Source organism: Gammaproteobacteria bacterium (assembly GCA_029884425.1).
GTDB lineage: Bacteria > Pseudomonadota > Gammaproteobacteria > S012-40 > S012-40 > JAOUHV01.
The window spans coordinates 37,229-48,444 of record JAOUHV010000016.1; the positions used below are offsets into that span (position 1 = coordinate 37,229).

Sequence of the window (11,216 nt, forward strand, 5' to 3'; positions counted from 1 at the left end):
TGATCATGCACAACAAAGCCATTGTCGAACCTTGCACCTATGTGATTTTTGGCGCTACCGGCAACCTGTCGCGCCGCAAATTGATGCCCGCCCTCTATCATCTGGAAGTGGCCAATCGCCTGCCGGAAGGTACGGTCATTATGGCGTTATCCCGTCGTGACTGGACCAGCGAACAGTGGATAGCGGAAGTGCGCGAAATGCTGGTTGCCCAAGCGCGCGGTGGTTTGGATGAGGTCGTTTTTACTCGCTTTGCCAAACGTCTTGAATACATGAGTTTTGATCTCAACGAAGAATGCTGCTACGGCGACATGAAAACCTTGCTGGATGATGACAGTCGTTTTCCCAGCAACGCGGCGTTTTACATGGCATTGCGTCCTGCCGAATTTGGCGTGGTGATTGAGCGTCTGGCAGCGCATGGTTTGACCCGTGAAGATCACGGCTGGCGTCGCGTAGTTATCGAAAAACCGTTTGGCTATGACCTGGAAAGCGCGCAGATGCTGCAAAAGCGGCTGCATCACTGCTTGGATGAGCATCAGGTGTATCGTATCGATCATTACCTGGGCAAAGGCACAGTGCAAAACATTTTGGTGTTCCGTTTTGCCAACGTGTTGATGGAGCCACTGTGGAATCGCAACTATATCGATCACGTTCAAATCACACATTCCGAGACTATGGGAATTGGTGGTCGTGCGGATTATTACGATGGTGCCGGTGCATTGCGTGACATGATTCAGTCGCATTTGATGCAGTTGTTGACACTGGTGGCGATGGAACCACCGCCCACCATGGATGCAGAATCGCTGCGTGACGAAAAAGTGAAAGTGCTGAAGTCCATTCGACCCATTGCCCCCAGTGCAGTGCACGCGCAATCATTCCGTGCGCAATATGCCAGCGGCGTGGTCGATGGTGCTAAAGTGAAAAGTTATCTGGAAGAGGATGGAGTGCCGCATGACAGCACCACCGAAACCTATGCGGCGCTGAAGCTCTACATCGACAATTGGCGTTGGCGCGGAGTGCCGTTTTATATTCGCACCGGTAAACGCATGGCAGAAGGCAAATCAGCTGTCAGCATTCGCTTCAAAGTGCCGCCGCAGCATTTGTTCCGCAACACCCAAGTGGATAAACTCAACCCTGACTGGGTGTTGCTGGGGATTCAACCCTACGAATGCGTGCGCATGGAAATGCAGGTCAAAGAACCTGGTCTGGAAATGAAAACGCGCACAACCAGTTTGGACGCGAGTTTCCGCAATGACAACGAAGTGGCGCACGATGCCTACGAGGATTTGCTGCTGGATGTGATCGAAGGCGACCGAACTTTGTTCTTGCGTTACGACGAAGTGGAATGGGCATGGAGGGTTGTGGATCCGATTTTGCGGGTGTGGTCGACCGAGCGTGATTTTATTCATACCTATCCAGCGGGCACCTGGGGGCCGCAGGAAACACGTCGTTTGTTTGATAAGGATGGGCAGTACTGGCGTCATTCCCTTAGACCGAATGAGGACTAAAGTCTGAGTGTCAGTGCTCGATATGGGAATAAGCGTTGTAAACCTGTGACATAGTTGGCGTATCGTGAAGCATAACAATTTAATCCGAATCTTGGTGGTGGGCTTGCTTGCCATCGGTGGCTTGTCGGCACCGGTGTTTGCTGATGAATTTGATAAACGCTTGCTTCCGGTTGATGACACGTACCGGGATGCGACGTTGCAGGAATTTCTCGATCGCCTGCGCCAAGTGGTGAAATTCCGCGAGCATGAATCGCTGGTGCCCTTTATCGCGCCCAAAATTGTTAACAACAAAGGAGTGCCCGACGGTGCCCAGGCATTTGCCAACTACTGGCGGATGGATTCACAGGACTCTGAACTCTGGACCGAACTGAGTCGGATTTTGAGCCTTGGGGGAACGTTTTTGCGCTCCAACCGAGGCGTAACATTTTGTGGACCGTATATTTTTACGGAATTCCCCGATAATTTAGATATTTTTGGCCACGGTGTGGTGATTGAGGAAAACGTGCTGCTGAAGTCCGAGCCGGATTTCGGTAGCCGGACGCTACGTACCCTCTCGTACCATCTGGTGCAGGTGAAGGACTGGCGCAGCAAGGCAGATTCCAGTGGTGGCGCGTGGGTGAAAGTTACCGTGCTGGATAAAGGTGAGACTGGATATCTGCCCAAGGACAAAATCCGCAGCCCGTCGGATTACCACATGTGTGTGTCACAGTTTGATAAAGGCTGGCTGATTATCTCATTGTCCACCGGCAGCTAATGCAGGGTGGACACGTCTGGCGCCGAAAAACGCCAGACGGTTTTGATTTCTCAAATCGATTTTTTCACGTACTGGGTCAGTATCACAATCTGCTGACCATTAACCCGTCCTTCAATGTGTTCCGCGTTATCCCGCACTAGAGTAATTCCCCGTACTGCGGTGCCACGTTTGGCGGTAAAGCCGCCACCTTTGACGTTCAAATCCTTGATCAAGGTCACTGTGTCGCCGGCCTCCAGAATGGCGCCGTTGCAGTCGCGGTGAATGATTTTGTCTTCCTCTGCATCAGCCTCGCCCGTGGCGCGAGCCCAGCTCAGTGTGGCGTCGTCCAGGTACAGCATGTCTAGCAGCTCTTGTGGCCAACCTTCACCACGCAGACGATGCAGCATGCGCCAGGCGACAACCTGAACGGCGGGCGTTTGGCTCCACATGCTGTCGTTGAGGCAGCGCCAGTGGTTGGGGTCCATGCTCTCGGGATTATTGATCTGTTCCAGACAGGTGCCGCAGGTCAGGATGCTTTCGTCCAGTCCGCCAGTGGTGGTGGGCGGAACCTGGTATACCGCCAGATTATCGGTGGCGCCACAAAGTTCACATTTGGATTCGCTGCGTGCGTGAAGGGCTTGTTCTGTACTCATTATGCTGTATTCCGGGATCAAAAAACGCTCATTATAGCAAAAACCACCTAGCTCCGGTGTTGGCGGAGTGCGCGCCTATTGGCTTTGTTACTGTCCCAAAGGCGAGAATGAAGGTCGGTTGCTAAATAAAATATATTATTAATCAAATGGTTATGGCTTTATGAGAAAAGAAAGTAATCAATTACTCACAAACTTCCCAGCCGGGCCGATAAGCTGATTAAGGCGGTGAGCAGATGGGCAAAAGTCACGAAATTCGTAAGCAGGAGATGGTGCAGGCGGTGTTGGCGCTGGCGGCGGAACATGGTCTGTCGGGGGTGACTACCCAGCGGGTGGCCGATTTCGTGGGGGTGGCTCAGCCTACAGTGTTTCGTCACTTCAAAACCCGCGAAGACTTATTGCGCGCGACTTTCGATGCTGTGGTGAACGGCCTGGGGCAGCAAACGTCACCTATATTTACCGCATCGGGTGATCCATTGGTTCGTTTGCAGCAGATTGTGTTTACCCATTTGGTGTATGTTAGCGAAGTGCGTGGTTTGCCCCGATTTTTGTTTTCTGACGATTTGCATTTGCAGTCGCCAGAATTGAAGGCTCGTGTTCAGCAGGTGATGAATGTGTACGCGGATAATTTGGCATCCTTGATGGACGAAGCCAAAGCGCAGGGGCAGGTGAGAGATAATTTGCCATCAAGGCAAACAGCTTCCCTGCTGATTGCCACCATTCAGGGCTTGTTAATGCGTTGGTCGTTGGCGGATTTTTCGTTCTCGCTGAACGAACAAAAAGAGACAGTTTGGGAATTGTTTTTGACAGCGATGTTGCCGGTATCAAAACGTGAAAACTGATGAGGTGATGTATGACTAAGTTATTGCTAACGATGTTGACTCTGTTGATGGTGTCGCCAGCCATGGCGGCAGATGCAGAGGGAAAGCCAGAGAGTTTACAGGAAACCATGCAGATGATTTCGGCAGATATGCAGTCGATCGTCAAGGGCATAGGCGAAGCTGATTATGCGCTGATTGCCGACAAGGCAAAATCGGTGGCGTATCACAAAGAGCCCCCAATCAAACAGCGCCAGGCACTGTTGCTTGAGCTGGGATTCGAATTGCCCAAATTCAAAGGCCACGATAACGATGTGCACGCAGCGGCGATGGCGATGAAAGCGGCTGCGGAGAAAAAAGACATGGGCGGAGTGATCGAAAATTATGGCAAGGCGCTGAATGCGTGCGTTGCCTGCCATGACGGTTATCGCGAACGCATCAAGGCAGTGAAGTGGTAATTTAGCTGTGCGGATATTCCAGGCCGGGCTTGCCCGGCCTTTTTTATTGGGGATAGGCGGCGAGGGGCTGGCTGGGTATACTGGGGCCGGTTTTGACTCGGTACATGGGATGAGCGGATGCGAATAGTTACACTGGTGGCGGCGTATGCCTTGATTGCGTTGTTTTTTGGCCTGTTGCTGATGTTCCCCAATCATCCAGCGTCATTGGCGGGGTTTGTGGCGCTGACCTGCGCGATGATTCCACTGGTGGCGGTGTTTGATTTGTTAGCACAAAAAATCATTGATGCCAGCGCGTTGGGCAGTTTGCGTTCGGTGATTGCGATAATTACGTTTGCGGTGTTCTTGTTTGCAGGTTATCAGTTGGTGGTTTTCTTGGATTTGCCAGCAAGTTCGTGGTGAGGCGCAAAATGACCGCCCCTGTTTGCAGGGGCGGAAGGTCTTTAGGGGGTTAAGCGTTATTCTCGGTAATATGCTGGCTTAACATCTGGTCAACCTGGCGTTCGGCTTCCAGCCAGTTTTGCTGATCGCGCCCAGGCTCAAATCCGTGTTGTTCAGCGATATAATAGGCTGTTTCTGCGATCATTTGCTGACGCTCTTCCTGGGTTAGGGTGTTGATGTTGAGCTCAGTCATGACGCTTGCTTTCTTGCTGCGCGGTTTTTTGGTGGAAGTGGTCGCGGTGGCTGTAGTCATAAACTCTCCTGTTGTCGTTATTGTGTGTGCATGTTGATACGGGAAATCGTTTCAGCATGTTGCAGTGCATTCGCAAAAGGACCAGCTTGAGCTGGCTTTGCTTGATTGCGTTGCGGGCGTAAGTTTGTACAGACATTGCCGAGGCGTATGTTACGCTCTTTTGCACCGGAAGCTAGCAGTAAACATAGGATAGATTGTGGGGCAAATCCAGAAAGCCCAGTTCTTTTTGTGGTAAGGTTTGCCAAACAGTGCACCACTGCGTTACTGCTGTCTTCAGATTCCTGATTTGACATCGTTATAATCTATGTTGATTTTCTTTCGGGTTGAAAAGTATGAGTTCACTGCGTGCCTTGACGATAGTCCTGCTGCAATTACTGTCAACCCAGGCGCTGGCAAATCATTTACCGCTGTGGGAATTGGGCATCGGCTTTGGCGGTCTGGCAGCACCGGACTATCGAGGCGCAAAAAATTATAGTTTTTTTGCTGCGCCCTTCCCGTATGGTCGCTATCGTGGCGAGAGCTTTCAGATTGATGATGGCGGCGTGCGCCAAAAGCTGTTTTCGACCAGCAGAGTTAAACTCGATCTAAGTCTGGCAGGAAATATTCCAGTCAGAAACCATCATAACCCCCGGGTTGATATGCCCAAGCTGGACCCATTGGGCGAAATCGGGCCCTCGCTGCATTTCCGCATGTGGCCAGAGCAGGCGGGATCGACACAGTCGCTGTGGCTGGTTAATCCCGTTCGAGCGGTGTTCTCATCAGATTTCAAGTCGCTGCAGAGTCGCGGCTGGACGTATTCCCCCTATGTGGAATATTACCAGCGCTGGAATCCGGTTCGCCGCGCCTATACGCTGTCGGTGGTCGGTGGGCCCATCTGGGGTAGTGGTGAATATCATCGCTATTTTTATGAAGTTGCGCCGCAGTATGCGACACCTGACCGCCCCCAATATCGGGCAACAGAAGGTTATAGTGGTAGTCATGTCAGTATTAATTTTGCTGGCATCAGCCGCAAAGCCTGGGCGGGTTTGTTTGTTCGCTACGATACATTGAATGCGGCAGTTTTTGCCGACAGTCCGTTGGTGGAAACACAAAATTATTTGGTCGGTGGTGTTGTGGTGGGGTATTTGTTTTTTGGCTCCGACGCACGGGCCACCCATCATCGTTAGTTTTTTTGAGTGATTGGCAAAAAGTATTAAGTACGATCGGTAAGGCTGAATATATGAAAATTTGGGTAGACGCGGATGCGTGTCCCGTGGTCATTAAGGAAATATTGTTTCGCGCGGCGGAACGAACGCAAACGGAAATGGTGCTGGTGGCCAATCGTTCCCTGCGGGTGCCGCCGTCAAAGGTGATTCGCTCCATGGTGGTGATGGGCGGCTTTGATGTGGCGGACAATGAAATTGTACAGCGTTTGTCGGCGGGAGATTTGGTGATCACCGCCGACATTCCATTGGCGGCAGAAGTGCTGGCCAAAGGTGGCAATGCGCTCAATCCGCGTGGTGAGCTGTATTCCACCCAAACCATTAAAGCCAAATTGAACATGCGCGATTTTATGGATACCTTGCGTGCCAGCGGTATTCAGAGTGGCGGACCGCCGCCGCTAAATCAGGCGGACCGACAGGCATTCGCCAATAACCTTGATCGATTGTTGATGCAAGCCTCCAAGCAGTAACGATTTGGGATTTGTCGGGTTTCTCAACGGCCTGGCTTTTGCCTGATAGAGCTTTGGTCGGTTTCAGATTGTAGGAAGTATTGGTTGAGCCTGGATGGATGGAAAATGCTCCAGTGCCATTGATTGGGATTCCGAGGTTGTCAGCATGTCGAAAAAAATGTTGTCGGATCAGGATGCTGCTAGGCTTGACGAGCTGAGGCAGCGTTTTCAGCAACAAATCGAACATTTTGTGGGCTATCCCTGTAATCAGGTGTTTGATTATTCACCCTTGTACGATTTTCTGTCCTTGTCGCTGAACAATGTGGGCGATCCATACGCGGATTCCACGTTTCGTCTCAATACCCATGACATTGAAGTTGAAGTGCTGAATTTTTTTGGCGAGCTTTGTCATGCCAAACCGGAAGAGTTGTGGGGATATGTCACCAACGGTGGCACCGAAGGCAACATGTACGGCATCTACCTCGCCAGGGAAATTTTCCCCGAGGGCATGGTGTATTACTCGGAAGATACCCATTACAGCGTCTCCAAAATCATGCGCGTAGTGCATGCGCGCAATATCATGATTCGCAGCCTGCCCAATGGCGAAATTGATTACGAAGATTTGAAGGCGACCATTCGCATGCATCGCGATGTGCCGCCGATTATTTTTGCCAATATTGGTACCACGATGAAAGGTGCGATTGACAATATCGCCACCATTCGGGAGATACTCAAAGAGTTGGCCGTTACGCGCTATTACATTCATGCCGATTGTGCATTGAGTGGTATGATCCTGCCCTTTATGAACAATCCCCCGCCGTTTGACTTTGCTGATGGTGTGCATAGTTTATCGATTTCTGGCCACAAAATGATTGGTTCACCGTTGCCCTGTGGCGTGGTGCTGGCGACCAAGAAAAATGTTGAGCGGGTTGCTCGATCAGTGGAGTACGTGGGATCGTTGGACACGACATTGGCAGGTTCACGCAGTGCCATCACACCGCTGTTTCTGTGGTACGCCATCAAGTCATATGGAATGGAAGGATTTCGCGATATGGTGGCGGGATGTCTGGATACTGCCAAATATGCGGTGAAGGTGTTTAATGAAAATGGCATCGCCGCCTGGCGTAATCTGAACTCAGTGACGGTGGTTTTTCCTCGGCCAAGCAGTGCGGTTATTCGAAAATGGCAGTTGGCGGTGCAAAATGACATCGCACATATCATCACCATGCCGCATGTAAAACAACGCCACATTGATGAATTATTGGTGGATATTTTGCGAAAAGATCAGGAGCCGACATGAAGCAAATCAGCATAGTCTCGGATAATCGTGCAGGCGTTATGGCAGAGATTACCGACTGCCTGGCCAAGGAAAATATCAACATAGATTCCATTGATGCAGAAACCTTTGGCGATTATGCGGTCACGATTCTTACCGTCAATAAATACGATCTGGCGCTACAGAATCTGCGGCAAATCCCCGGCATTAAATGCATTACCGAAGATGCAATCTTGATTCGATTAAAGGATGAGCCGGGCGCGCTGGCGAAAATTGCCATGCGTTTCAAAGATGCTAATATCAATATCCGCAGTTTGCGTTTCATAAAACGCGATGACACTAATGGCCTGGTGGCTATTTCCACAGATCGGACTCAAGAAGCCCTGGATTTGGTGAAGGATGTACTGGTTTCCTGAGGCAGGCAAATACCATTATCGGTACTTGTTTGTATTAACGCTATCTAGCTGCCAAAGAGTGTTCTGAATAAAGCTTGGAACAGGGATGATCAATGCTCGTGGTTGACTGACGTGACAGTCCAGTTGCTGCTGTTTATATCTGCAAGGTTATTATCTTGGAGTCGCGGACTGAGCCCTACTTCGGCGTAGGTGAGTGCGTAGAACAGCAAGGTAACAATGACTAACATTCTCATACGCCTTCCTCCAGGTTAACCTCAAACGCCAAAAAACATACCTGTTATGTTTGTTAGCGACGGCTGACGGAATACATTTAGAAAAAAGTCGTCAGGCTGGATAGTTCGATGAATTTATAGACATTTTTCGGTAGCCATCCGCAGGGATGACTACCGAACGTGGGAATTAAACGGAAGTTAACAAATTTGGCGGGGCTCAGGGGCGTTAGAGCACCCATTTGAACATTGCCTGGGTAACATTCTCATCCGTATCAGCAACGCCAAATTTGTTGCGCCAGATTTGCTGCTCAATACCAATGAATATCTTTCCTGGATGATCTCGTAGCGCGCCAGCGTCCAACAACAGACGTGGTGCGGTCATGATGTTGTCGCGCTTGGGATGGCTGTTATTGTTTTCACCCCAGGCATAATCCAGGAAGCCTTCAAACAGCCATTGGGTGGAAGCAATCGCGATGGGTAATTGCCAGGTGGCGGTGATTTGTCCGCCGATGTCGGTGTCAGTCGTTGCCCAATCGCGGTGCGATTTTCGCGCGTAAAAATTAAGATTGGCAAAACGGAAGCCTGGCAAGTTCAACGCCACGCCAGGGCCCAGCAGTTGGGCGTTGAGGTTGTTGCCCATCTCCAGCGTGGATGCAATAAAATACTCTTTGATCAAACCATCACTGACCGGGGCATCAAAAATTTTATTCAAACTGGCACGTGGCGAAAACTCCACGTATTGACCGGTTTTGTGTCCCCATGGATTAGTAATGTCGACAAAGAAAAAACTGTCGCCGTATTCCCAGCCAGCCGCATTTTCGATGGTGAGTATCGTGCGCTTGGCGGGACCAAGTTCATAACTGTCACCGCTGAGCACTTGGACATTGGTCGAACTCCAACTGGCCGCGTGAGCAGCGTTTGCCAGCATCAGCATACAGGGTAAGAGCCAAAGTGTTTTTTTACGCATGGAAACCTCGAAGAGAGATGTTTACTTTGACGGTAACGTCAATAACCGCTGGCAATTTAGCTGCAGATGGTGATGCAATAGAACCAAATGAGTAGGGTTTAAAGAGGAAAATTTTATGGAATGGCGGTGTGAGGCACATGGGTTCATGGCGTGTAGTCTGGACGGATTTATTGCCGGGCCAGAAGGCGACTTGGAATGGTTGCAGTGCGTTGCACAACCGGATGAGGATTATGGTTTTGGCCGATTTATGTCAGGTATGGATGCGTTGCTGATGGGGCGAAACACTTTTGAAAAAGTATTGGGTTTTTCCCCTTGGCCGTACACGATCCCGGTTTATGTGGCAACCCATCGCCCATTGCCGATGGCAGAAAATGTTGCCGGGGCAATCAGCGGCTCGCCATCCCACATGCTGCAACAGTTGCAGGCACAAGGAGTGAGGTCGCTGTATGTGGATGGTGGTCAATTGCTGTCGCAGTTTTTGCGTGCAGGGTTGCTGTCACGCTTGACCATCAGCCGGGTGCCGGTCATGTTGGGCTCGGGCATTCCGTTGTTTGATGGCCAACAGGGCGCGAGTCAATGGCATCTGGAGCAGTCGCAGAGCTTTGCCAGTGGTTTGGTGCAGGATACATATCGTTTGCGTGGTGCATCAGCGGGCTAAGGATTGTCATGGTCGGCTAATACTCAGCGTCATGATGCCCAGGCCAAATTTCTGTTCAGCCTGTGTCATTTGCGATACCTGGGTGATGTCCGCAATGTTGTGCGCTGTGCGCAGGCGGATGTCGGTCGATAATTTCCATTCCAATAACTTGTCCAGATAGCGACTGGTGAACGCATCAAAATCATTGGTTTTAACCAATGGGTCGTTGTAGACAGTGAATGATGGCAACAATACTTTTTTGCTGATCAAAACCTTGTTGCCGGCCGCGATGCGATACCAGCCATTTTCTGCAGTCAATGTTTGGCCGGTGTTTAAGTTTTTGGCAATAAAACTGTGGAGCTTTCCGCTGCCTGTTGATGTGTTTATTTTTCGCTGATTGAGCGGATAGCCGGTAACGGATTCATACCTGATACGATTGATCTGATACAGGGTGTGGATTTCACTGCAGGTTTGATTGATGAAGGTGTTGCTGCCGGCATCGTAAACATTGGCAGTGCGACTGCTGATGTAGGCGGCGGTGTCTGCCCATGGATTGGTCATGTAGTCGTAATGAAAATTATCGGTAGAATTGTAGGCGTGATTGCTGTCCAAGTGCAGTGGCGTTGGCGTGTCATCAATGTTGGCAGGCAGTGCTGCGCTGTTGATGTTGATTGTCTGTTCAATGATGCCTTGCGGTTTGTTAACTCGAATAAAACCATTGTTGGTAGTCGCGCCGTTGTATTTGAACAGATAATCGACCTCTTGAGATTTTACGTCGCTGGTGGATGGGCACTGGCTGCCGTCGAATGCATGATCGGGCAAGGTGATTTGCCAAACCTTGTCGAGAATTTTATTGACTTTGTGTTCGCTGGTTTTTTGTTCGTAACTTTGTGTCAATGAATAACTGCCTGCATCATCAAGGTACAGCAAAAAGTCTTTGCTGCTGGTGTTGCTGATTTCTTGATTGATGACGGAAAACGTTGCACCGGAATAGGCTTGGCGATTGCTGAATGTGTCGATTTGCAGCGGCGGCGAAATGTTCGATAGCGTCAATGCGGGCGGAAGGACATTGAGCTGAAAGGAAAAGTTTTTGCTGGCGGTTTGATTGGCTGCATCGGTAACGGTTACTTCCAGGCGATGTTTGTCCAGCGGAGTGACCTGGTGCCATTGATTGTCCAGGGTTTCGCTGGCCAGCGAAACCC

Annotated in this window: 14 protein-coding genes; 10 read left to right on the forward strand and 4 right to left on the reverse strand. The window is 50.4% G+C overall.

The window, feature by feature from the left end; all coding sequences use genetic code 11:
* Positions 1–5: 5 nt before the first annotated feature.
* On the forward strand, positions 6–1,505 hold the full coding sequence (gene zwf / locus OEW58_06415; GenBank protein ID MDH5300979.1) for a glucose-6-phosphate dehydrogenase: 1,500 nt from the start codon (positions 6–8) through the stop codon (positions 1,503–1,505).
* Positions 1,506–1,569: 64 nt separating this feature from the next.
* A complete protein-coding gene (locus OEW58_06420) occupies positions 1,570–2,259 on the forward strand; it encodes a hypothetical protein (protein MDH5300980.1) in 690 nt (229 codons plus the stop codon).
* Between the two features lie 50 nt (positions 2,260–2,309).
* Here the strand turns inward: OEW58_06420 and OEW58_06425 are convergent, their stop codons facing one another.
* Positions 2,310–2,891, reverse strand: coding sequence for a PhnA domain-containing protein (locus OEW58_06425; protein ID MDH5300981.1), 582 nt, complete (start codon positions 2,889–2,891; stop codon positions 2,310–2,312).
* Positions 2,892–3,124: 233 nt separating this feature from the next.
* Here OEW58_06425 and OEW58_06430 point away from each other — a divergent pair, with 233 nt between their 5' ends.
* From OEW58_06430 to OEW58_06440, 3 genes are all read left to right on the forward strand, one after another.
* Complete coding sequence (locus tag OEW58_06430) at positions 3,125–3,730, forward strand: TetR/AcrR family transcriptional regulator (GenBank protein ID MDH5300982.1); 606 nt, start codon at positions 3,125–3,127, stop codon at positions 3,728–3,730.
* A gap of 11 nt (positions 3,731–3,741) precedes the next feature.
* On the forward strand, positions 3,742–4,164 hold the full coding sequence (locus tag OEW58_06435) for a hypothetical protein (GenBank protein MDH5300983.1): 423 nt from the start codon (positions 3,742–3,744) through the stop codon (positions 4,162–4,164).
* A 117-nt stretch (positions 4,165–4,281) separates the two neighbouring features.
* Positions 4,282–4,563, forward strand: a complete 282-nt coding sequence (locus OEW58_06440) for a hypothetical protein (protein MDH5300984.1) — start codon at positions 4,282–4,284, stop codon at positions 4,561–4,563.
* 49 nt (positions 4,564–4,612) lie between these two features.
* Here the strand turns inward: OEW58_06440 and OEW58_06445 are convergent, their stop codons facing one another.
* Positions 4,613–4,855, reverse strand: a complete 243-nt coding sequence (locus tag OEW58_06445; GenBank protein ID MDH5300985.1) for a DUF2934 domain-containing protein — start codon at positions 4,853–4,855, stop codon at positions 4,613–4,615.
* Positions 4,856–5,187: 332 nt separating this feature from the next.
* Between OEW58_06445 and OEW58_06450 the strand changes: the two genes are divergently transcribed.
* The 4 genes from OEW58_06450 to OEW58_06465 all read left to right on the forward strand — a co-directional run bounded on the left by OEW58_06450 (position 5,188) and on the right by OEW58_06465 (position 8,198).
* Entirely contained in the window at positions 5,188–6,021 is an 834-nt protein-coding gene (locus OEW58_06450) for a MipA/OmpV family protein (GenBank protein MDH5300986.1), read from the forward strand.
* Positions 6,022–6,074: 53 nt separating this feature from the next.
* Complete coding sequence (locus OEW58_06455; GenBank protein MDH5300987.1) at positions 6,075–6,527, forward strand: YaiI/YqxD family protein; 453 nt, start codon at positions 6,075–6,077, stop codon at positions 6,525–6,527.
* A gap of 145 nt (positions 6,528–6,672) precedes the next feature.
* Positions 6,673–7,806: a histidine decarboxylase gene (locus OEW58_06460; protein MDH5300988.1), complete on the forward strand. Its 1,134-nt coding sequence runs from the start codon at positions 6,673–6,675 to the stop codon at positions 7,804–7,806.
* On the forward strand, positions 7,803–8,198 hold the full coding sequence (locus OEW58_06465) for an ACT domain-containing protein (protein MDH5300989.1): 396 nt from the start codon (positions 7,803–7,805) through the stop codon (positions 8,196–8,198). Before OEW58_06460 ends, OEW58_06465 begins: the two co-directional genes overlap by 4 nt.
* Positions 8,199–8,636: 438 nt before the next feature.
* Here the strand turns inward: OEW58_06465 and OEW58_06470 are convergent, their stop codons facing one another.
* Positions 8,637–9,377 (reverse strand): DUF5020 domain-containing protein, encoded by a 741-nt coding sequence (locus OEW58_06470; GenBank protein MDH5300990.1) that lies wholly within the window; start codon positions 9,375–9,377, stop codon positions 8,637–8,639.
* A gap of 115 nt (positions 9,378–9,492) precedes the next feature.
* Between OEW58_06470 and OEW58_06475 the strand changes: the two genes are divergently transcribed.
* Entirely contained in the window at positions 9,493–10,035 is a 543-nt protein-coding gene (locus OEW58_06475; GenBank protein MDH5300991.1) for a dihydrofolate reductase family protein, read from the forward strand.
* Between the two features lie 6 nt (positions 10,036–10,041).
* Here OEW58_06475 and OEW58_06480 read toward each other — a convergent pair.
* On the reverse strand, positions 10,042–11,216 hold a 1,175-nt coding region (locus OEW58_06480), incomplete at its 5' end, for a hypothetical protein (GenBank protein ID MDH5300992.1).